Consider the following 22,579-nt stretch of genomic DNA (forward strand, 5'->3'; position numbering starts at 1 on the left):
GATGGCGTTGTAGGGCCGACTTTAGTCGGCCATTGATGGATGGCGGACTGAAGTCCGCCCTACAGCCCGCCCTACAGCGCGCCGTACAGTCGGCCACATACTGCGGGAGATAACTCATGACGCGCGTCGGTCTCTACTTCGCTTCAGTCCAGTTCCTCTTCGTCACCTGCTGGACGGTGTATGTGATTTACCTGCCGCAGCTCGCGGCACAGGCCGGCATCGAAAAGAAATGGGTCATCTACATCCTGATGGCCGACCAGGCGATTTTCACGCTGATGGATTTTTCCATCGGCGTCGCCGCCGACCGTGTCGGGCGTACCCTGGGCCGGCTCGGCCGGCTGCTGGTGGTGCTCACCGCCGTGTCCTGCGCCGCCTTCCTGCTGCTGCCGCTGGTCGCGCCCGGCGGCTCGCCGCTGCCCTTCCTGGCTCTGATCGCGGTCTGGGCCGTGACCTCCTCGGCCCTGCGCGCACCGCCCATGATGATGCTCGGCAAATATGTGCCGGCGCCCGGCGTGCCCTGGGTGGCCACGCTGATGCTGGTCGGCATGGGCCTCGCCGGCGCGATCGCGCCCTACCTGACGGTGAGCCTGCGCGGCCTCGATCCGCGCCTGCCCTTCGCCCTGTCCTCGATCGCCCTGATCGCCGCGGTGAGCGGCATGCTCTGGGCCGAGAAGCACCTGGCGGCGTCCGCCGCGGCGCCGCCCGCGACACCCACACCGAGGAAGCCGCTGAATGTCGACGTGGTGCTGTTCTTCGCCGCCGCCGCGCTGCTCGGCCTGGGCTTCCAGGTGCATTTCGCGCTGAACTCGGCGCCGCTCTACCTGCGCTTCGCCAAGCCGGTGGAACTCGACCATCTGATGCCGGTGTTTTGGGTCGGCTTCAACCTGCTGATTTTCGTCGCCTGCCGCGCCAACCAGCGTTTCGGCGGTGCCGCGGTCATGGCCATCGGCGCCGTGCTCGGCGCGCTCGCCTCGTCGCTGGCGGCCTCCGCCGGCTCGCTGGAAACTTTGCTGGTGCTGCAGGTCCTCGCCGGCGGCGCCTGGGCCGCCGTGCTGGTGAGCGCGATGACGGCGGCCATCGCCATCGGTCACGTCGGGCGCGAAGGTGCCGCCACCGGCGGCCTGTTCGCGTTGCTGGCGCTGGCCACCTTTGCGCGCATGGCGCTGGTGGCGGCACAACTCAACAAGGATCCCGGCGTCAGTGCGCTACTGGTAATGCTGCCGGGGTTGGCCTGGGCGGCAGCGGGACTGCTGCTGGCGTGGCTGGCACTGCGGGCGCGGGCCGCCGCCGCCGCTGCCGGCTGAGGGTTCGGCTACAGCCTCAAACCGCCGTCCCGCCAGCGCCAACTTTCCCGCGATAAGAGGCCGGCTTCGGATTGGTTTGCGCGACATTGGAGGTTTCCAGGAAGTCGACGCTGCTTGGGCGGCGTTTCTTGCGAGCTTGGAAAGCAATCGCACACTGACCCCCTTTGGCTGCAGCACGCGAGGCGAGGCGGCAAGCCGTCCAACGTTCTCAGCGTGTTGTTTATGCTTAGGTCTTTGTACCTAATGTTGTGCGAAACGATCTGCCGGAAGCTCGGCTTCTTCCCGAAGTGCCCGGGGAAAAGAATATCGGTCAACGCTCGTTCGAACTCCGATTCCGTAAGATCGATACGGACAACGGCCTGGCCAACGATAGCTATGAACGTCAAGTCTCCCGACAATTCTTGGTGACCAGCAGGTGTTCGCCTCTGACCCGACCTTCATCTGACAGAAGTAAATGACCGTTCAGGCCGAGTTGTGTGAATTGGCTCTACAACAGCTTGCCGGCCGGACAGATAAAGATCCCCGCGACAGCGTCATAAGTGAAGTCGGTGGGCCCATAGCACTTGGGCACTTGGCGGGTTTCTTCGGATGCACCTTGTCGTAGAGCGGGTCGGGCTTGGCTTTGTGGTGTGCCTGATTTTTGAAACCTTCGTCGCGGCTGTGCATGCTGTTGTCGGCGCCAGCACCCCGGATCCTTGAACTGCTGAGAAGCACTTTTTTCACTGGGGAAATCCGATAATAGCGGCCAATTCGTTTTGAACGCTGGGATTCCCGCATGGAAATTAAGGTCAACTTTCTCGACAAGCTTCGTCTTGAAGCCAAGTTCGATGACTTCACGGTGGTGGCCGATCAGCCTATCCGCTATAAGGGCGATGGCTCGGCGCCTGGTCCGTTCGATTACTTTCTGGCTTCATCGGCTTTGTGTGCGGCTTACTTTGTGAAGTTGTACTGCGAAACTCGCAATATTCCTACCGATAACATCCGCCTGTCGCAGAACAATATTGTTGATCCGGAAAATCGCTACCAGCAGATATTCAAGATTCAGGTCGAGTTGCCGGCGGATATTTCCGCCAAAGACCGCCAGGGAATTTTGCGTTCCATCGACCGTTGTACGGTAAAGAAGGTGGTGCAAACCGGGCCTGAGTTTGTGATTGAGGAAGTAGAAAATCTGGATGCCGATGCTCAGTCATTGCTGATGCGGAATCCAGCTTCGGAAGTGACTACCTATATTGCAGGCAAAGATCTGCCGCTGGAGCAAACCATCGCCAATATGTCGGGGGTTTTGGCGGGCTTGGGCATGAAGATTGAAATCGCTTCGTGGCGCAATCTTGTTCCCAATGTATGGTCGCTGCATATCCGCGACGCGCACTCGCCGATGTGTTTTACCAACGGCAAGGGAGCGACCAAGGAAAGTGCCTTGGCATCGGCGTTGGGAGAATTTATCGAGCGGATGAATTGCAATCACTTCTACAACGACCAGTTTTGGGGGGAAGACATTGCCAACGCGGCGTTCGTGCATTACCCGAATGAGCGCTGGTTCAAGCCGGGTCGTAAAGATGCGCTGCCGGCTGGAATACTCGATGAATACTGCCTGAAAATTTACAACCCCGATGGCGAGTTACGCGGCTCGCATCTGGTCGACACCAACTCCGGCAATGTGCAGCGCGGCATTTGTTCGCTACCGTATGTGCGCCAGTCGGACGGCGAGGTGGTGTATTTCCCCACCAACCTGATCGACAACCTGTTCCTCAGCAATGGCATGAGTGCCGGTAATACGCTGGCTGAAGCGCAGGTGCAATGCCTGTCGGAAATCTTCGAGCGGGCGGTCAAACGCGAAATTCTGGAAGGCGAAATCGCACTGCCTGATGTGCCGCACGAAGTGCTGGCGAAATACCCCGGCATTCTGGCCGGGATTCAGGAGTTGGAAAAGCAGGGCTTTCCGGTGCTGGTGAAGGATGCGTCGCTGGGCGGGGAATTTCCAGTGATGTGCGTCACCTTGATGAACCCGCGCACGGGCGGTGTGTTTGCGTCGTTCGGGGCGCACCCCAGCCTGGAGGTGGCGCTGGAGCGCAGTCTTACCGAATTGCTGCAGGGGCGCAGTTTTGAAGGCCTGAACGATTTACCTCGGCCGACCTTTGAAAGCAACGCCGTGACCGAGCCGAATAACTTCGTTGAACACTTCATCGATTCCAGCGGCGTGGTGTCGTGGCGCTTTTTTAGCGCCAAAGCGGATTTCGATTTTGTCGAGTGGGATTTTTCGGGCCAGGGTGAAGAATCCAATGCCGAGGAAGCCGCGGCCTTGTTCGGCATTCTCGAAGACATGGGCAAGGAAGTGTACATGGCGGTGTATGACCAGCTTGGCGCAACGGCCTGCCGCATCCTGGTGCCGGGTTATTCGGAAATTTATCCGGTCGAGGATTTGATCTGGGATAACACCAACAAAGCGCTGTCGGTCCGCGCCGATATTTTGAACTTGCATCGCCTGGATGACGCCAGCCTGGAAGCATTGCTCGAACGTTTGGAAGACAGTGAGCTTGATGATTACACCGACATCATCACCTTGATCGGTGTCGAGTTTGACGAGAATACGGCCTGGGGTCAGCTAACGATTCTGGAGTTGAAGCTGCTGATTTATCTCGCCTTGCGGCAATTGGAAGCGGCGCAAGCGCTGGTGGGAAGCTTCCTGCAATACAACGAAAACACGGTCGAGCGCGGATTGTTTTATCAGGCTTTGAATGTGGTGCTAGAGGTTCTGCTGGACGATGACCTGGAACTGGACGATTACGTGGTCAATTTCCGCCGGATGTTTGGCAACCAGCGGATGGATGCGGTGATGGGGTCAGTGGACGGCAGCGTGCGCTTCTTCGGCTTAACGCCAACGAGCATGAAACTGGAAGGGCTCGATAGGCACCAGCGCCTGATCGATAGCTACAAAAAACTGCACATGGCGCGGGTCAATGTGGGGGCTCCGTCTGGATCTGTCTGATGCTGAACGGCAGCTATTCGAGGCATTGCGGACCTAAACGATCAAGCACTTGAACGTCTGCAAAGGCCGATTATGCACAGTCGTCTCACCAGCGCCAACTTTCATCTTTCCTGTCTCGGCCCTACCAGCGACACAGCGCGTCCGACCTGTCCAGCCCGATACCGCAACGCTCCAGTCCGGCGTCGACCTCGGGCGCGCGGCGCGCTTCGCGTGTTTCGCGGAACGAGACGTCAGTTCCCGGTCGGCGCCGCAGCGCTGATCGGCACCATCTCGGCGGCAGGCATCGGCCGCGCGAACAGGTAGCCCTGCCCGTAGTCGCAGCCGGCGGCTTTCAGCAGTTCGCATTGCTCCTGAGTTTCGATACCCTCGGCGATCACCTGCAGGCCGAGCTTGTGGGCCATGACCACGATGGCTTCGACTATCGCCTGGTCGTCGTGATCGGTGGCCATGTCGCGCACGAAGGACTGGTCGATCTTGATGAAGTCGAGGGGGAAGCGTTTCAGGTAGGACATCGCCGAATAACCGGTGCCGAAATCGTCGAGCGACACGCGGAAACCGGCGGCGCGGAACTGCCTCAGCTTGGCGGCGACTTCGGGCCGGTCGTCGAGCAGCAGGCCTTCGGTGATTTCGATGGCGATGCAGCGGGCCGGCAGCCCGATCTCATTGAGGTAATCGACCCAGGTCTCATGGGTATTGCCCGAAAAAAACTGGCGCGGCGACTTGTTCACGCTGATCTGGATCAGCCCGTCGTCGCTCGCGTCGAGCAGGCCCAGGTCGTACCAGCGCTTGGCCGTGCGCGCCGATTCGCGGAATACCCAGTCGCCGATTTCGTTGATCAGGCCGGTTTCCTCGGCGATCGGAATGAACTGCGCCGGCTCGACCATGCCGTGGGTCGGATGACGCCAGCGCAGCAGCGCTTCGGCCTTCATGATGCGGCCGGTGGCCAGTTCCACGATGGGCTGCAGATGCACCTCAAGCTGCCCGGCGGCGATGGCGTTGCGCAAATCGTTGCTCAGCAGCAGCCGGGTTTGTGCCGCCGCCTGCATCGACGCGGTGAAATAGCTGAAGCGGTTGCGGCCCTGTTCCTTGGCCGCATACATGGCCTGGTCGGCATGCTTGAGCAGGGATTCGACATTGTCGGCGTCGCTCGGGTAAATCGTGATGCCGATGCTGGCGGATACGTAGACCGTCTCGGCGCCGAGCGTGAATTTCGCGGACAGCGCCTGGAGCATGGCCTGGGCCACCTCGCCGACGCGGTCGGTGTCGGCAAGGTCGGACATGATGACGGTGAATTCGTCGCCGCCGAGACGCGCGACGGTATCGGTGGCGCGCACGCAATCGCAGACGCGGCGCGCCGCCTCGATCAGCAGGATGTCGCCGCTGTGGTGGCCGAGGGTGTCGTTCACTTCCTTGAAGCGGTCGAGGTCCACGAACAGCAGCGCCACGGCAAGGCCAGCGCGCTGCGCTTTCAGCAGTTCCTGCTGCAGCCGGTCGCGGAACAGGCGGCGGTTGGGCAGGTCGGTCAGGGAATCGTAGTTGGCCTGGCGCCAGATGGTTTCCTCGTTGCGCTTTTTTTCGGTGATGTCGGAAGACATCGCGATGCGCCGCAGCACCTTGCCGTTGGCGTCGCAGATGGTGCTGATCGACAGCCACTCCGGGTATTCCTCGCCGCACTTGCGCCGGTTCCATATCTCGCCCTGCCAGCGGCCGGTGGTTTCCAGCGCATGCCACATCTCCTGGTAGAAGGGCAGGTCGTGGCGTCCGCTCTTGAGCAGGTTGGAGTCCTGGCCGATGGCTTCGTGCGGTGCGTAGCCGGTCACCTGGGTGAAGGCCGGATTGATGGCGATGATGCGGTTGTCGGCATCCGTCACCGCGATCGCTTCGCTGACCGCCTGGTGCACCGAGGCGGCGATCTGCAGTTCGTTTTCGGTGCGCTTGCGCTCGATGGCGAGTCCGGCCAGCTGGGCTGCTTCGTGCATCAGCTCGATGTCGCCGGCATCGGGTGCGGCCGGATGTATCCAGAAGAACGCGAAAACGCCGAGCACGTCGCCGTTGATGGCGAGGATGGGTTCCGACCAGCAAGACACCTGCTCGCCCTCCAGGGCCGGGGGCCGGCACTCGTCGCAGACGGAATGCACGCTGATGTCATCGACGATCAGGCGCTTGCCGCGATTCTTGGCCGTCAGGCAGGTGGCGCCGTCGTCAGGGGTTCCGGTGCCGCCGACGCGCTCCGGCAGGTTCGCGGCGGCGCCATAGACCAGTTGATGGCCGGGCTCGTCCAGGTGCAGGATGGAGCAGGCCATGCCATGGGTCTGGCGCTCCGCGCCGACGGCGATCAGATGGAGTATCTCGGGCAAGTCGGCGTCCTCGGCGAGGCGGCCGGTGACCGTGCTGCGCGTGAGTTGCCGCTCTTCGCCGCGCTTGCGTGCGGTGATTTCGAGATTGTTGCCCAGATATCCGGTGACCTCTCCCCTGGCGTTGTGCAAGGCGATCGCGTTGCCATTCACCCAGACGATCCTGCCATCGGGCCTGAGGAAGCGGTAGTCCATCGACCACTCGCCCGCGGTCGCCAGGGGGCCGCGCCAGATCGCTTCGACGGCTTCCCGGTCGTCCGGATGCAAGGTCCGCGTCCACCCCTGCCCGGTGGCTTCGTCGGCGGCAAGGCCGGCGATTTCGCACCAGCGGCGGTTCACAAAAAGGCAATTGCCTTCGGTGTCGATCTGGTAGATGCCCACCGGCGCATGGGTGGCCAGCATGCGGAAGCGTTCCTCGCTGTCCCTGAGTTCGGACACCCGCTCGCGGATTTTCAGCTCCAGCATCAGTTGATTGGATTCGAGCTGGCGACGCTGACGGTAAAGCTCGCAGAAGACTTTTACCTTGCTCTGCAGGATGTGGGGCTCGAAGGGCTTGATCAGGTAATCGACGGCACCGAGTTCATAACCCTTGAACTGCAGCTGGATGTCCTTCATCCCGGCGGTGACGAAGATGATCGGCAGATGCCGCGTCTTGGGATTCGAGCGCATCAGTTCGGCCGTCTCGAAGCCGTCCATGCCGGGCATCTGCACGTCGAGCAGCACCAGTGCAAAATCCCGCTTCAGGGTATGGCGCAGCGCATCGTTGCCGGACGTGGCCTTGACCAGATCGAGCCCCTGATTGCCGAGAACCGCCTCCAGCGCCACCAGGTTTTCCGGGCGGTCGTCGACCAGCAGCAGCGCCACGTTCTCAGTCATCTCGCCCTTTTTCGTCGTGCGGAATCGTGTTGCGCCTAGCCGCCAGCTTCTGCAACAGGGTCGCGATGCCATCCAAGGCAACCACGTAGTCTACCCCTGTCGCCGCGATCGCGGCCTGCGGCATTTGCGGGGCTTCGGCGTCGGCCGGGTCCTGGACGATGGCCACGCCGCCTTTTCTCTTGATGGTCTTCAAGCCCCGGCTGCCGTCGAAATTCGCTCCGGTCAGGACGACGCCGATCAGGCCCGGTCCGAAGACCGCGGCGGCCGATTCGAACAGGACATCGACCGAAGGACGGGCGAAACTCACATAGGGGTCGGCGGAAAGCGACAGGAAGCCCTCGAGCTCCACCAGCAGGTGGTAATTGGGGGGCGCCAGGTAGACCGTACCGGGCAGGATTTCGTCCTGTTCGTCGGCTTCCTTGACACTCAGGGAACAGCGCTCGTCGAGCAGCCTGGCCAGGCCGCCGTCCGCATCCGCACTGATGTGCTGGACGACCAGGATCGGCAGCGGGAAAGCTGCCGGCAACTGGCCGAGCAGCGTTTGCAGCGCGTGTACGCCACCGGTGGAAACGCCGACGACCACGGCCTGGAAGGTCCTAGCCATAGCGCTTCCGGTAGATGCGCAGGGGGGCGGCCAGTTCCTCGTAGCGTTCGCCCATTTTCCTGCGCTCCAGGCTCTCCTTGAGGCCGAGGCAGAGGAAGCCGCCCGGCAGCAGGCTGCTGTCGAACAGTCGCAGGCAGCGTTCCTTGAGCGCGGGCTTGAAATAGATCATGACATTGCGGCACAGGACCAGGTTCATTTCGCCGAACTCACCGTCCGTCGCCAGATTGTGCGGGGCGAAGACGATGTGCTTCTTCAGGGCGGGCGACAGGATGGCGCGGTCGTAGCGGGCGGTGTAGTAATCGGCGAACGAGGCGCGGCCGCCGGACTTCTGGTAGTTGCGGGTGAAGCGCTGCATCTCCGCGATCGGCATCACGCCCTCGCCGGCCTTCTGCAGCACCGCCTCGTTGATGTCGGTGGCGTACATGCGATAGCGCCCGGCCATGCCCTCCTCGGTCAGCAGTATCGCCATGGAATAGGCCTCCTCGCCCGTGGCGCAGCCGGCGTGCCAGATCTTGACGAAGGGGTAGGTCTTGAGAAAGGGCACCACCTGTTCGCGTACGGCGCGGAAAAACGTCGGGTCGCGGAACATTTCGGTGACATTGACCGTAATGCCGCGCAACAGCGATTCGAACACGCTGCGTTCACGCAGCAGTTGCGACTGGGCCTGGGACAAGGTGTCGAAGCCCGACTCGGCCAGCCAGTGGTTGAGCCGGCGCTTGATCGAGGCGTCGGCATAGTCGCGGAAGTCGTAACCGTAGATCCGCTGCACCCCTTCCAGCAGGAGCCGGATTTCCACGTCTTCGACTTCGTCGGCTTTCATCTGAAAACCTCAATCAACCGCTGTCGACGCAGAGGACGCAGAGACGCAGAGAACGCAGAGGAATTCAAGCCTGGGTTTTCTCCGCGTACTCTGCGTCTCTGCGCACTCTGCGTTGAAGGAGTCTGGGTTTGCATTTGCGGCCTCGGGGTCATATGTGCTGGAAGATCCAGACGCGGATCAAGGACAGCAGCTTATCCACCTCGATCGGTTTGGCGATGTAGTCGCTCGCCCCCGCCGCCATGCACTTTTCCTGGTCGCCGCGCAAGGCCTTGGCGGTCATGGCGATGATCGGAATATTCACCAGCCGGGGATTCTTGCGGATTTCGCGCATGGCGGCATAGCCGTCCATTTCCGGCATCATGATGTCCATCAGTATTATGCCTATGTCTTCATGCTGCTCCAGCCGGGCGAGCGCCTCGCGGCCGTTTTCGGCCTCGATCACCACCATGTGCTTCTCCGCCAGGACGCTGGAGAGGGAGAAGATGTTGCGCATGTCGTCATCCACCAGCAGCACCTTCCTGCCCTCCAGCATCGCTTCCTTGTCGATCGCGGTGCGGATCATGCGCTGCTTGTTCGGGTGCAGGTTGCTCTCCACCAGGTGGAGGAACAGCGTGACTTCGTTGAGCAGGCGCTCCGGGCTCTTGGCGCCCTTGATGATGATGCTCTCGGCGTAACGCCGCAACTTGCGCTCGTCCTCGTGGCTCAGGTCGCGGCCGGAGTGGATGATGACCGGAATGCGCCGCGCCCCTTCCATGTTCTGGATGTATTCGAGCAGATCGAAACCGGACATGTCGGACAGGCCGAGGTCGAGCACCATGCAATCGAAGGTCTGGGTTGCCAGCAGGCCGATGGCCTCGTTGCCCGTCGCCGCCACCACGATATCGACGCCGCCTTCCTCGAGCAGGGCGACCATGCTGCTTGCCTCGTCCCGGTTGTCCTCGACGATCAGCAGCCGGCGCACCGACTTGGCCAGCGAACCCTCGATCGACTGCAGCACCTCGTTGATCTGTTCCATGCTGACCGGTTTGGTGGCGAAGCCGATGGCGCCCATCGCCATGGCCTTCTGCCGGTCTTCCATGCAGGTGATGAAATGCACCGGAATATGCCGCGTGCGCGGGTGGTCCTTGAGGCTACGCATCACGCCCCAGCCGTCGATGTGGGGCAGCATCACGTCGAGAATGATGGCGCTCGGCCGGCAGCGCTCGGCCATGGCGATGCCGGATTCCCCATCGACGGCGACCAGGGCGGCAAAGCCGCGTTCCTTGACCATGCCCTGCAGGATCCTGGCGAAGTTGAGATCGTCCTCGATGATCAGGATGGATTTGTCGCCTGCCGCCAGGCTGGCCCGGTCGTCCGGCAAGGGCGCGGGGAAGGACGGGGCTTCCACGCCTGCCGTGCCGCCGGCGCGCGCTGCCGGCGTTGACGCAGGCCGTGGCGCCGCGGGCGGCGGGCGCAGGAGGGCGGCGGGCGCGGCTGTCGCGGCGGCCTCCTGGCCCGCCGCTGCGGCGAGCGGCATATACAGCGTGAACACGCTGCCGCGTCCCTCTTCGCTGTGCATGCGGATTTCGCCATGCATCTTGTGCGCCAACTGGAGCGAGATCGAAAGGCCCAGTCCGGTGCCCCCGTACTTGCGGCTGATGGAACCGTCTCCCTGCTGGAAAGCTTCGAAAACCAGTTGCTGCTTGGCCGCCGGAATGCCGATCCCGGTATCGCTGACGATAAAGGCCAGCACCGGCACCGGCAGCGGGTTTTCCTGCGCCGCCGGCGTGGCGACGCGCAGGCTGACCTCGCCCTGCTCGGTGAATTTCAGGGCATTCGAAAGCAGGTTCTTGAGTATCTGCTGTACCCGCTGCTCGTCGCCGTGGAACAGCGCCGGAACGCCGGCAGCGGCCTCGACGCGGAAGGCGAGCCCCTTTTGCTCTGCCAGCGGCTCGAAAGTGGCGCGGATGGAATCGCAAAGATCCGCCACCGGCAGTGCGGCGAAACTGAACTGCATCTGGCCGGCTTCGACCTTGGACAGGTCCAGGATGTCGTTGATCAGATTGAGCAGGTCGGTGCCGGCGGAATTGATGGTGGCGGCGAACTCGACCTGCTTCTCGCTCAGGTTGCCGTCCTTGTTCTGCTTCAGCAGGCTGGAGAGAATCATCAGGCTGTTGAGCGGGGTGCGCAACTCGTGCGACATGTTGGCGAGGAACTCCGACTTGTAGGTGCTGACCCGCTCCAGTTCCGCTAATTTCTCCTGCAGGATCCGGCTGGCGGCCTCGATCTCCTGGTTCTTGAGGCGGATTTTCTCGCGCTGCTGCTCCAGCATCTGCGCCCGTTCCTCGAGTTCCTCGTTGCTTTGCTGGAGTTCCTCCTGCTGCACCCGCAATTCCTCGGCCTGTTGCTCGGTTTGTTCGAGCAGTTCGGCGGTCTTCTGGTGGGCGAGGTTGGCGTCGATGGCGATGGCGATGGTTTCCCTGGCCAGTTCGACGAACTTCAGCTCGATCTCGCTGAACTCGCGGAACGTGCCGATCTCGATCACGCCGACCAGGCGGTTGCCATGCAACAGCGGAATGGCGGCGACGAGCTTGGGCGCCGAAGCGCCGAGGGCCGAACCGATCGGCATATAGCCGGGCGGCACGTCGGCCAGGCAGATGATTTTCTGTTCCCGCGCCGCCTGGCCGATCACCCCTTCGCCGAGGCGGAACTGCTCGCCGGGTTTCATGTCCCTGGCCAGGGCGTAGGTGGCGGCGAGGGAAAGCTTCACTGCGCGTTCGTCGAACAGGTAGAGGGCGCCCACGCCGGCCTTGAGGTAGCTCACCATGAAGCCCAGCACCTTGTCGGCGATCTCGGCCGTGCTCTGTTCCTCCCGGATCAGGAAAGTGAGTTCGTTGCGCCCGGTTTTCAGCCAGTCGCGTGCCGCTTCGTTGTCGCGCGCCATGCGCAGGGAATTGGTCATGTCCAGGAAGGATTCGTCGAGCGCGCACTGAACCTCGCTGAGGTGCGATGCCGTCTTCATGAGGACGCCCAACTCGTCGCTGGGCAGGCTGTCCAGATCGATTTGCAGCGGTTCGGAGACGATGATCTCGCGGCCCAGGTCGCCCGCGCCGACGGCTTGCGCGGCGAGCACCTTGTCGGCGCTGTCGGCGATCAGGCCATGCACGGCGGCGACCGCTCTTTGCAGCGATTGCCTGACGCTGCGGGTGATCAGGAAAGCCACCACGGCACCGCCGGCGATGATCATGGCCAGCATCCCGGCGATGGTCGCCATCGCCGCGTTGCGCTCGCTCAACGCCTCCTGTTCGAGCTCGGCAGCCTTGGCGTTGGCGGCATCGGCAACGTGGCTTACCTCCTTGAAAGCGATATCGACCAGGCGCGCGTCGCGGCCCTGGTCGAGCGCCGCCGCTTCGGTGCGGCGGCCGTTCTTCGCCAGGGCCAGGGTCTCGTCGCGGGCGGCATGCCAGTCGGCCAGCGCCTTGTCGATGTGGGCAATTTCCAGCGGGTTGCCGAGGAAGCGCTGGCGCACCGTGGCCATGTTGGCTTCGAGGCGGGTTCCCGTCGTGGCGAGCTGTTGCCGCAGTGCGTCGATCTCGGCCGCGTTGGTCTTGCTCACGAGGGCGGTCGCCATCTTCTGGCTGGCGAGGATATCCGATTTCACATTGAGTGCGGCGCTCGTCACGGCGAAGGGGTGGCGCAGGATATCCGAGCTGATCGCGGACAGCTGGGTGATGCTGCGGGTTCCCAGGATACCCAGCACCAGGGCGCCCAGCAGCATCAGCGAGAATCCGATGGACAGACGGGTGACAATCTTCATTCGATTCAACATCGCCTGGTTCCGATCCCGCAGTGGCGTTTGGCAAAAATCTGCGGCGCATCGAACGTGGCGACGATGCACCGCAAAGGTGGAGATCCAGCGCCTGGCGCATTTCCGAACACCTGGGTGCCGGAGGGCGGGGCGGTGGTTTCCTTCTTTCTCCCGAAGAAGGGACAAGCTCGATGCGTCTTATGGTTGTTGTGATACACGACCCTGTCAATCATAGCGTCGAATTTCATGGCAGTCATTGATCGCAGTCATCATTCATTTCGATGTTGCCCATAGCCTGGATTCCTTGGGTCGGGGAAGCCCGCTCAGCGTTCCGTGGCCGCCGTTTTGCTGCCTGGCGTCAGCTTGCTTGCGCGTGCGTCGGCGCCAACTCGATGCCGCCGCGTTCCAGCGCCGCGCTGATCCCTGTCGCGCAGCGCGCTTCCCGCACTGCGCCGAACAAGCGCAGTGCCTGCGGATAGCTGCGCTGCATCAGGCCCAGCCATTGCTTGAGGCGGCCTGGCGACTGGTGCGGCGGCAGTTTTTGCTGCACCCGCAGCCAGAACTCGGCGATCATGGCCTGCAGCAGCTTCCAGTCGGCGGCCGCGTCCCGTGTTTCGCCGTCGGCGCGGATGCGCTGCGCCAGCAGGGGATCGGCGACCGCGCCGCGGCCCAGCATGACATCCGCGCAGCCGGTGGCGGCACGGATGTTGCGGTAGTCGGCGAGCTTCCATACCTCGCCGTTGGCGATGATCGGCAGCTTTACCGCCTCGCGGATGCGCGCGATCCATTCCCAGCGCACCAGTGGCCGATAGCCGTCCTCTTTGGTGCGGGCGTGCACCACCAGTTCCTGCACGCCGCCGGCCTCCAGCGCCAGCGCGCAGTCCAGCGCGCGATCGGTGTTCTCGATGCCGAGGCGCATCTTGGCCGTCACCGGAATCGATGGGGGCACGGCGGCGCGCACCGAGCCGGCAATGCGCCGCAACAACTCCGGTTCGTCGAGCAGCGCCGCGCCGCCGCGATTGCGATTGACCAGCGGCGTCGGGCAACCGAAATTCAGGTCGATGCCGAATGGCTTGAGCAGCGCCAGATGGGCGGCGTTGGCCGCCATCAGCGCCGGGTCGGCGCCGAGCAACTGGATCCGCACCGGCGTGCCGCTGGCGGTGCGCGAGCCCTGCGTCAGTTCGGGACTCAGGCGCGTGTAGCAGGAATGCGGCAGCACGGTGGTGGTGACGCGCACGAACTCGGTGACGCACCAGTCGTAGCCGCCGGCGGCGGTCAGCACCGCGCGCAGCACGTCGTCGGCGAGGCCTTCCATGGGGGCGAGGACGATTTTGCCCGATGCGTTGCCCAATGCGCGGCTCATCGCCGGGGTGCCAGCGCCAACTCTTGTGCGCCGCTCAAGGCGCCACGGGCACGATGCTGATCTGCCGGCCCTTCCTGAGCTTGCCGATGACGTGCATTTCGCATTTCTTGCAGTCGAAACGCAGGGTGAGCTTTTCCTTGCCATTGACCAGGGTCATCGGGTCGGGGCGGATGCCTTTCACTTGCTTGGGGCACAGGTTGTAGCTGTAGCGCAGGCAGTGGCGCGTGATCATCAGCGAGACCTCGCCCTTTTCGCTGTTGGTCTCGTAGGCGTCGGCGATCAGCGTCACGCCGTGCTTTTCATAGAAGCTGCGCGCCGCGCTGTTGAGCACGTTGCCCAGATAGCTGAGTTCGTTTTCCGGATAAGTTGGCGCTGGCGATGCGGCGATTCTTCGCGCCGGGCGCTCACGCGCCGCCTCGCGCGCCACTTCGAGCGCGGCGATGGCCTCGCGGCGCAGGCCGTTCACGGCCGAGGCGGGCAGGAACCAGGGCTGGCTCAACGCCAGCGAAATTTCCGTCGCGTCGAAGATAGTGTTGCCCAGCTTGCCGAGGTGCTCGCGCAGGCCGGCATAGGCGCGCTCGGCATGCTTTGCCGGCTCGCGGGCGTGGGGCAGGGCGGCGCGCGCGGTAATGCCGTCTTCATCGGTCAGCGTCAGGGCGAAGCCGTCGGGCGTCTCGCTCAATTGCAGGTGCAGGCCGATGCGCCGCGCGGCGGATTTTCGTTCCAGCGCGCGCTCGAATTCCTGGTCGCGGTTGCGGTAGAGCGCGGTGCCGACGGTCAGGTCGTCGGGCATCTGCATGGGAAACAGACGCGCGCCGTCGACGCGGTTGATGCGCAGGCCGACCAGCTCGTGATGGCTGTCGTAGTAGCTGAGGCCGTCGCCGTTGTGCAGCGGCGCGCCGGCGTCGACCTCGAAGCAGTCGGGTGCAAGATGCGTGACCGTGCCGATCGCCTCGCCGGAAAACTTCGGCGTATCGAAAGCGCCGATGTCGGCCTGGCGCTCATTGACGAAGTAATCGGTGGCGCCGCGGTTGAAGGTCTTTTCCGGGCGCGGCGTGAACGTGTAGCTGCAGCGCCCGGACGAGGCGCGCCGGAATGCCGGCGCCTGGTCGAGGAAGTCGTCGAGCAGGCTGCGGTAGTGCGCCGTGATGTTCTTGACGTAGGAGAGGTCCTTGAGCCGCCCCTCGATCTTGAAGGAGCGGATTCCGGCTTCGATCAAAGCCGCCAGGTTGGCGCTCTGGTCGTTGTCCTTCATCGACAGCAGGTGCTTGTCGTGGGCGACGATGCGGCCGGCCTCGTCTTCCAGCGTGTAGGGCAGGCGGCAGGCCTGCGAGCATTCGCCGCGATTGGCGCTGCGCCCGGTGTGGGCGTGGCTGATGTAGCACTGGCCGCTGTAGGCCACGCACAGCGCGCCATGCACGAAGAACTCCAGCGTTGCCGGCGTATGTCTTCCCTCGCCCTCAGGGAGAGGGACCGAGGGAGAGGGTGGGGCGACGATCAGACCCGCCGAAACCTTCGCGATTTCCTTCAGCGTCAGTTCGCGCGCCAGCACGATCTGCGAGAAGCCGACGTCCTGCAGGAAGCGCGCCTTTTCGAGCGTGCGGATGTCGGTCTGGGTGCTGGCATGCAACTGGAGCGGCGGCAGGTCGAGCTGCAGCAGGCCCATGTCCTGCACGATCAGCGCATCGGCGCCCGCTTCGTGGATCTGCCAGGCGATGCGCCGCGCTGCGTCGAGTTCATCGTCGCGCAGTATGGTGTTGAGCGTGACGAAAACTTTGGCGTGATAGCGGTGCGCATGCGCCGCCAGCCGTTCGATGTCGGCCACGCTGTTGCCGGCATTGGCCCGCGCGCCGAAGGCCGGCCCGCCGATATACACGGCGTCGGCGCCGTGATCGATTGCCTCGATGCCGAAGTCGGCGTTCTTGGCGGGGGCGAGGAGTTCGAGCGTGGCGGGTGTCATCGGATGGGACAAATAGGCATGGAAATCCGGGCCGCCTCGCCTATGATTAACGTCATGTCGGGGCGCCTTGGTCGGGCAAGGCCAGTAAGGGGCGGCGCGTGGCCCGGAATGATGCCATGCGCCGGCCTGAAATGCTCCAAAAACCGTTCCGCTAAACCCTACCGCAATGAGTGCTTCACGTCATCTTCGACTGGCATCGATCCTGGCCCTGATCCTGCAGGGCTGTGCCGGCACGCCTGCGGAGCCGCCGAAGATCGAGCGTATCAGCGCCGAACAGCTGGAGGCCAGCCTGCCGCAGCCGTCTGCCGCGTTGCCGCTGGAGCAGATCGTGGCACTGGCGCGCCAGGGCGTCGGCGCCGAGGATCTGATCGGCCGCATCACGGCCTCCGGTTCGCGTTATCGGCTGTCGGCGACGCGGCTCATCGAACTGGCCGGGCAGGGGGTGCCGACTGCGGTGCTCGACCACATGGTGTCGGCCGAACGCCGGCAGATCTTCGACGACATGGCCGCCGAGGCCTACAAGCGCGACCGGGCCTGCCAGGACAGGATCGAGCAGGAAATCCGCTGGTGCCGCAACCAGGCGTTTGGACCCATGTTCATGCCCGGGCCGTATCCCTATCCCATGATCAACTGCTTTCCGCTGACGCCGGGCTCGCCTTTCTGGCGCTGCCTGTAAGCTTGCGGTGCCGGCCTCCCATAGCTCTTCACCCATTGCCAGGATTCGACCATGAAACGAACTCTTTCCCTGCTCCTGCTTTGCCTCGCATCCTCGGCGCTGGCGGCTCCGCCGCCCGGCCATCCCTCGCCGGTCCAGGCCATGGACCTCTTGATGCCGATCAAGCCGCCGGCGCCGGGCGAACTGCCGAACCAGGGCAAGGTGCTCAGCACGGTGGACGCCAACGATTTCACCTACATCGAGGTCGCTCATGCCGGCAGCACCGAGTGGATCGCCGCGCCGAAGATGGTGCTCAAGCCCGGCAACACGATCCGTTATGAAGACGGGGCGGTAATGACCAACTTCTACAGCAAGCTGCTCATGCGCAGCTTTCCGAAGCTGATCTTTGTCGGCCACGTGGCAGTGACGGGCCAGTAGCAGCTTTCCAGACGGTCGCCGGCGGCGCACCGAGGCCAGGCGTACAGCGGCGTTTTGCCGCACCCAGGCTGTCCAAGGCGCGCCCGCCGCTGCGTTAGAATGCGGCAGATCAAGTCTGATTAACTTTTCCTGTTGAATCCGCATGAATACTCATCCCACTCTTCACCGCATCAAGTTCAGCGATGTAAGCCTCGGCCAGCGCTTCTATGATCCGATCAGCGCCGAATATTTCGTGAAGCAGAGCGATACCCTGGCTGCCATGGTCACCGGCATAGGCGACGGCACGGTTCCGGACGAATTCGAGGCGGACGACGTGGTCGGCATCGACCGCTAGGGCGTCACAGGGCATCGTATCGGTCCCGATGCCGCGGGCAAGTTGCTCGTGTTTCAAGAGCTGGGGGAAAAGGAATGTCGCATGCAGGCAACGTTCACCCGTAATATTAAAAAGACGCTGAGCGAGCTTTCACTGTTCGCCGATCTTGCGCCGGAACAACTTGGCGAACTGATCGCAGCGACGCGCTGCATCGTCTTTCAAAAGGATCAGCCGATATATCGGGCCGGCGATCCCGTCAACGAAATGTATGTGCTGTTGTCGGGCCAGGTCACGCTGTCGCTGTCATCCAATCGGGGCAATGAGAAGGTCATCGACGTGCTGGGCGCCGGTCAGTCCTTCGGCGAGGCCGAGCTGTTTGCAAGCGATCCCTGCATCGTCGCCGCGGTGGCGGCAAGGCCCTCGCAGGTGCTGGGCATACGACGTGAGGGCCTGTGCCAGGTCATGGCAGCGGATCCGCGGCTGGCGCTGCGCCTCATGGGGGTGCTGGCGCGGCGGCAAGTCGACATGGAGACGGAATTCGCGACGCGGCATTTCTGTTCCGGCAGCCGGCGGGTGCTGGATTTCATGCTGCAACTGGCGGGACCGAACCGCGACCTCGTGGGTGAAACCACGGTGACGCTTGCCGTCAGCAAAAAGGTATTGGCTTCGCGCTTCGACATGCAGCCGGAGACCCTGTCGCGAACCCTGCGCGACCTCGCCGATTCCGGTTTGATCGTGGTTGACGGATGCCGCATACGGCTCAGGAACAGCGCGGTCGCACGTTATCTCGACGATGAAGCCCTGCCGCAGCCGGTGAATTTCCCCAATCTCCGGCGTCTTCCGCGCCTGGCCGGAAATGGCGGCGCCAGGGCGGCTTCGACCCTGGCGGCGCGGAGCCAGGCCAGGGATTCGAGGTCCTACTGCGATTCCATCAACCAGGCGGGACGCCTGCGGATGCTGTCGCAGCGCATGGCCAAGTCATGGTTGATGCTGGAGACAGGGCTGCTGGCGCGCCAGTCACGATTGATCCTCAGGCAATCGATGGACTCCTTCGGTGGCCAGTTGCAGGCGCTCGAACCGAGGGCGAACGGCGCCGAGAGTGCCGCCGCGATAGCCGAACTCACCCGGCTATGGCCGCGTTACCAGGCATTGCTCGATGCCGACCCGTCCCAGAACGCGGCACGCGATCTATTCAGCATCAACGAGGATGTTCTCGAGGCGGCGCAAACCCTGACCTTGAGTTTCGAGAAGGACGACGGCACACGCAAGGGCCGGCTGATCAACCTGGCGGGGCGGGAACGCATGCTGTCGCAGCGCGTGGCCAAGTTCTTCATGTTTCGGCACATGGGCATCAAGGTGGCGAGATGCCGCGTGGAACTCGACGATGCGAGCCAGGAATTTTCCACCGCCCTCGTCGAACTGACTTCGGTCGCGCAGGACCGGCACGTCATTCTCGGTGAATTGGAATCCGTGGCAGGGCACTGGAACACCATGCAATCGACGCTGGCGATGCGCAATGGAAAGGACTTTGCGCCGACCGCGCGCAAGCTGTTCACCACCAGCGAGAACCTTCTCCGGCGCATGGAAGCCGCCGTGGATTTGTACGCCCGGCTGCCGGGCTGACGCGACGCCAGGCGCCGCGTGCCGCGGCTACTGCTGCGGCCGATCCGGCAATTTCGGCAGGAGCCAGATCAGCAGCAGCGGGACGACGGGAATCGTGAGGGCGAGGATCAGCCAGCCGGCGACCGACCGGCCCTTGCGCTTCGCCAGGATCGCCGTGGGTATCGCCGCCACCACCGACAGGACCGTGAGGACGATCAGGCCGGACAGCGCCGACTCGATGGTTTCGGCGCTGATCCCCAGTTGATTCAGCTGCGCAACGGTATTTGCATCGAGCATAGCGGATTGCTCCCGGTCGTTCGTCTGACTTCTGGCACTGCACATGACGCCGCGGCGCGGCGCGACAGCATGAATCGCCGTTGCCTGCCCGCGAAGCGGAATCCCAGGTACGCAGAGCGCGCCAGCGCCAACTTATACCTATTTGCCCAGCGGCGCGCGCAGCCGGGCGAACTCGGCGGGGGCGACGTACTGCAGCACTTCCTTGCCCTTGCTGTCGAGTACGATGTCCAGGCCCTGTGCCGGATAGAGGAAATGTTCCAGCGTCTCTCCCTGGCGGATGCGCTCCGCCGGCATGCCGAAGCGATCCAGGATGACGGCCTCGTCGAGCCGGGCCGAGGGAATGAAGGCGATCGCCGCGAGCGGCAGGCGTTCGGCACGCTGCCGGTCGGCCTCGTGCAGTACATATTTGCGGATGCCGGTTTCCAGGTGATCGGTCTTCGCCGCATTGCCGCGCATCGATTCCAGTTCGCCCGGCGCGGCCGCGATGCTCAGCACCAGCTTGCCGGTCAGGGCGCCGAGCGACACGCTCTCGAAATAGGCTTCGAGGGCCGCCGGCGCATCCTGCGGCGTCAGCAGCGCGAGCGTGGGCGCTTCCTTGGAAAGGCGCAGCGCATCGGCCAGCGTGCCGGCCGCGCCGCCGCCCAGCGTCAGGCCGAACACCCGCGACTGGCCGGGGCCGGGATGCTCGATCTGCCAGGGCATGCCGTGCGTCATCGCCGGCGCCGGCTGTTGCTGCGGCGCGAACAGCATCTGCGCCAGCAGCATGGCGACCAGCAGGGCGAAGACGCCCGCCGCGACTTTGAGGCCGGTCATTGCCTGCCTCAACGCGTGATCGGCTTGTAGCGAATCCGCTTCGGCTTGGCGCCTTCCTCGCCGAGGCGCTTCTTCTTGTCTTCCTCATACTCGTGGTAGTTGCCGGCGAAGAAGCTCCATTGCGACTCGCCCTCGCAGGCCAGGATGTGGGTGCAGATGCGGTCGAGGAACCATCTGTCATGGCTGATGATCATGGCGCAGCCGGCGAATTCGAGCAGGGCGTCTTCGAGCGCGCGCAGGGTTTCGACGTCGAGGTCGTTCGAGGGTTCGTCGAGCAGCAGCAGGTTGCCGCCGGTCATCAGCGTCTTCGCCAGGTGCAGGCGTCCGCGTTCGCCGCCGGAGAGGTTGCCGACGTTCTTCTGCTGGTCGCCGCCCTTGAAATTGAAGCGGCCGATGTAGGCGCGGCTGCCGATCTCGAGCTTGCCGATGGTGATGATGTCGGCGCCGTCGGCGAGTTCCTGGAACACGGTCTTGCTGCCGTCGAGGCAGTCGCGGCTCTGGTCGACGTAGGAGATCTTCACCGTCGGGCCGACGACGACTTCGCCGCTGTCGGGTTTGTCCTGTCCGGTCAGCATCTTGAACAAGGTCGACTTGCCGGCGCCGTTGGGGCCGATGATGCCCACTATCGCTCCGGGCGGCACGGTGAAGGAAAGCTTGTCGATCAGCAGGCGATCGCCGAAGCCCTTGCTGACGTCATGGAACTCGACCACCTTGTCGCCGAGGCGGTCGGCGACGGGGATGAAGAGTTCGTGGGTTTCGTTGCGCTTCTGGTAATCGGTTTCCGACATTTCGTTGAAGCGCGCGAGGCGGGCCTTGCTCTTGGCCTGACGCGCCTTGGGGTTGCTGCGCACCCATTCCAGTTCCTGCTTCATGGCCTTCATGTGCGCGTCTTCCTGCTTGGCCTCGGTCTCCAGCCGCGCTTCCTTCTGCTCCAGCCAGTTGGAATAATTGCCCTTCCACGGGATGCCGTGGCCGCGGTCGAGTTCGAGGATCCATTCGGCGGCGTTGTCGAGGAAGTAGCGGTCGTGGGTCACGGCGACCACGGTGCCGGGGAAGCGGGTGAGGAACTGCTCCAGCCATTCCACCGATTCCGCGTCGAGGTGGTTGGTCGGCTCGTCCAGCAACAGCATGTCGGGGCGCGAGAGCAGCAGCTTGCACAGCGCGACGCGGCGCTTCTCGCCGCCGGAAAGATTCTTGATGCCGGCATCCCAGGGCGGCAGGCGCAGGGCGTCGGCGGCGAGATCGAGCTGGTGTTCGGTGTCGGCGCCGGAAGTGGAAATGATGGCTTCGAGCCGCGCCTGTTCCTCGGCCAGCTTGTCGAAGTCGGCATTCTCTTCGGCGTAGGCGGCATACACGGCTTCGAGCTTGGCCTGGGCTTCCATGACTTCGCCCATGCCGGATTCGACTTCCTGGCGCACGGTCTTGTCGGGATCGAGCTGCGGCTCCTGCGGCAGGTAGCCGATCGACAGGTTCGGCATCGGCGTCGCTTCGCCGATGATGTCCTTGTCGATGCCGGCCATGATCCTGAGCACGGTCGATTTGCCCGAGCCGTTCAAGCCCAGCAGGCCGATCTTGGCGCCGGGGAAAAAGCTGAGGGAGATGTCCTTGAGGATCTGGCGCTTCGGCGGCACGATCTTGCCGACGCGGTTCATGGTGAAGACGTATTGGGCCATGGTACTTTTCTGTAGTTGATGGATCAGTGTGAAATAACTCGTTCGGAGCGACAGGTGATCGTCGAGCGACGCGAGCTGATTGGTAGCCCCGCCCTGGGGCGGGGATGGGGGTGGGGGGCCTTCAATTTGTCTTTCGCGTGTTTCATCATCAGGGGTGCCGAGATCCGCATGAAAGTTAGAAGCCGGTGAACAGGAAATCCAGCGCGGCGACGATTTCGTCGCGCTGGGGGGAGAGGTTGGCAACGGGGTTCCGCAGCAGGCGGTTTGACACCGAGGCCATGTCTTGTGTCAGCGCGACAAGCGCCGTGTCGCCGACGCCGACTGTCGGGTTGAGGCGCAGGATGGGGGTCTCGATGGCGTCAGGATAGGCTAATGGGACGACGACGTGGGTCGGCAGGCCCGCGAGCAGTTCGCTCTGGACATCGACTACATAGGGGATGACGCTTGCCGTCGTGGCGTCCGGGTTGCGAAATACGTCGAGGTGCGCCATCAACTCTCGCGCATGAAGTTGCGGAAGCGGTCGGAGAACACGCCGTGCTTTTCGACGAAACGGCCATAGGCCGCGATGCCCTCTTTGTTCTGCTCCAGCCATTCGGCTTCGCGCTGCCGCTTGAGTTCGGCGGCGAGCGCGACTTCAAGTGTGTGCGAGAGGTTGATCTTGCGTGCGCGGGCTTCTTCCAGCAGGTCGGCGCGTACCGTCAGGTTGGCGGCTTTCTTGGCTGGCGTGCTCATGG

The 22,579-nt window shown here is 63.5% G+C and carries 17 protein-coding genes; 6 read left to right on the forward strand and 11 right to left on the reverse strand.

Annotated features, from left to right (window positions below):
* The first annotated feature begins 116 nt into the window (after positions 1 to 116).
* Together RMO95_RS10575 and RMO95_RS10580 are read left to right on the forward strand one after the other, a co-directional pair.
* Positions 117 to 1,304, forward strand: coding sequence for a hypothetical protein (locus RMO95_RS10575; RefSeq protein ID WP_310450585.1), 1,188 nt, complete (start codon positions 117 to 119; stop codon positions 1,302 to 1,304).
* 775 nt (positions 1,305 to 2,079) lie between these two features.
* Positions 2,080 to 4,290 (forward strand): OsmC domain/YcaO domain-containing protein, encoded by a 2,211-nt coding sequence (locus RMO95_RS10580; RefSeq protein WP_310450586.1) that lies wholly within the window; start codon positions 2,080 to 2,082, stop codon positions 4,288 to 4,290.
* 230 nt (positions 4,291 to 4,520) lie between these two features.
* Here RMO95_RS10580 and RMO95_RS10585 read toward each other — a convergent pair whose 3' ends face one another.
* From RMO95_RS10585 to RMO95_RS10610, 6 genes are all read right to left on the reverse strand, one after another.
* Entirely contained in the window at positions 4,521 to 7,520 is a 3,000-nt protein-coding gene (locus tag RMO95_RS10585; protein WP_310450587.1) for an EAL domain-containing protein, read from the reverse strand.
* Positions 7,513 to 8,124, reverse strand: a complete 612-nt coding sequence (locus RMO95_RS10590; RefSeq protein WP_310450588.1) for a chemotaxis protein CheB — start codon at positions 8,122 to 8,124, stop codon at positions 7,513 to 7,515. The genes RMO95_RS10585 and RMO95_RS10590 overlap by 8 nt, the downstream gene beginning before the upstream one ends.
* Positions 8,117 to 8,944: a protein-glutamate O-methyltransferase CheR gene (locus tag RMO95_RS10595; RefSeq protein WP_310450589.1), complete on the reverse strand. Its 828-nt coding sequence runs from the start codon at positions 8,942 to 8,944 to the stop codon at positions 8,117 to 8,119. The genes RMO95_RS10590 and RMO95_RS10595 overlap by 8 nt, the downstream gene beginning before the upstream one ends.
* Positions 8,945 to 9,092: 148 nt before the next feature.
* Complete coding sequence (locus RMO95_RS10600; protein WP_310450590.1) at positions 9,093 to 12,740, reverse strand: response regulator; 3,648 nt, start codon at positions 12,738 to 12,740, stop codon at positions 9,093 to 9,095.
* A gap of 349 nt (positions 12,741 to 13,089) precedes the next feature.
* Positions 13,090 to 14,094, reverse strand: coding sequence for a tRNA dihydrouridine synthase (locus RMO95_RS10605; RefSeq protein ID WP_310450591.1), 1,005 nt, complete (start codon positions 14,092 to 14,094; stop codon positions 13,090 to 13,092).
* A gap of 34 nt (positions 14,095 to 14,128) precedes the next feature.
* Positions 14,129 to 16,054: a U32 family peptidase gene (locus RMO95_RS10610; protein WP_310450622.1), complete on the reverse strand. Its 1,926-nt coding sequence runs from the start codon at positions 16,052 to 16,054 to the stop codon at positions 14,129 to 14,131.
* A 166-nt stretch (positions 16,055 to 16,220) separates the two neighbouring features.
* Here RMO95_RS10610 and RMO95_RS10615 point away from each other — a divergent pair, with 166 nt between their 5' ends.
* From RMO95_RS10615 to RMO95_RS10630, 4 genes are all read left to right on the forward strand, one after another.
* Complete coding sequence (locus RMO95_RS10615) at positions 16,221 to 16,730, forward strand: hypothetical protein (RefSeq protein ID WP_310450592.1); 510 nt, start codon at positions 16,221 to 16,223, stop codon at positions 16,728 to 16,730.
* A gap of 51 nt (positions 16,731 to 16,781) precedes the next feature.
* Positions 16,782 to 17,147: a hypothetical protein gene (locus tag RMO95_RS10620; RefSeq protein WP_310450593.1), complete on the forward strand. Its 366-nt coding sequence runs from the start codon at positions 16,782 to 16,784 to the stop codon at positions 17,145 to 17,147.
* Positions 17,148 to 17,289: 142 nt separating this feature from the next.
* Positions 17,290 to 17,481, forward strand: a complete 192-nt coding sequence (locus RMO95_RS10625; RefSeq protein ID WP_310450594.1) for a hypothetical protein — start codon at positions 17,290 to 17,292, stop codon at positions 17,479 to 17,481.
* An 81-nt stretch (positions 17,482 to 17,562) separates the two neighbouring features.
* Complete coding sequence (locus RMO95_RS10630; protein ID WP_310450595.1) at positions 17,563 to 19,083, forward strand: cyclic nucleotide-binding domain-containing protein; 1,521 nt, start codon at positions 17,563 to 17,565, stop codon at positions 19,081 to 19,083.
* Between the two features lie 27 nt (positions 19,084 to 19,110).
* Here the strand turns inward: RMO95_RS10630 and RMO95_RS10635 are convergent, their stop codons facing one another.
* From RMO95_RS10635 to RMO95_RS10655, 5 genes are all read right to left on the reverse strand, one after another.
* Positions 19,111 to 19,359, reverse strand: coding sequence for a hypothetical protein (locus tag RMO95_RS10635; RefSeq protein ID WP_310450596.1), 249 nt, complete (start codon positions 19,357 to 19,359; stop codon positions 19,111 to 19,113).
* A 138-nt stretch (positions 19,360 to 19,497) separates the two neighbouring features.
* Positions 19,498 to 20,172: a hypothetical protein gene (locus RMO95_RS10640; protein ID WP_310450597.1), complete on the reverse strand. Its 675-nt coding sequence runs from the start codon at positions 20,170 to 20,172 to the stop codon at positions 19,498 to 19,500.
* A gap of 8 nt (positions 20,173 to 20,180) precedes the next feature.
* Positions 20,181 to 21,845 (reverse strand): energy-dependent translational throttle protein EttA, encoded by a 1,665-nt coding sequence (ettA, locus tag RMO95_RS10645; protein ID WP_310450598.1) that lies wholly within the window; start codon positions 21,843 to 21,845, stop codon positions 20,181 to 20,183.
* A gap of 175 nt (positions 21,846 to 22,020) precedes the next feature.
* On the reverse strand, positions 22,021 to 22,335 hold the full coding sequence (locus RMO95_RS10650) for a CcdB family protein (protein WP_310450599.1): 315 nt from the start codon (positions 22,333 to 22,335) through the stop codon (positions 22,021 to 22,023).
* Positions 22,335 to 22,577 (reverse strand): type II toxin-antitoxin system CcdA family antitoxin, encoded by a 243-nt coding sequence (locus tag RMO95_RS10655; RefSeq protein WP_310450600.1) that lies wholly within the window; start codon positions 22,575 to 22,577, stop codon positions 22,335 to 22,337. The genes RMO95_RS10650 and RMO95_RS10655 overlap by 1 nt, the downstream gene beginning before the upstream one ends.
* Between the last annotated feature and the right edge of the window lie 2 nt (positions 22,578 to 22,579).

This window comes from Sulfuritalea sp. (assembly GCF_031426875.1).
In the GTDB taxonomy this organism is placed as follows: Bacteria; Pseudomonadota; Gammaproteobacteria; order Burkholderiales; family Rhodocyclaceae; genus Sulfuritalea.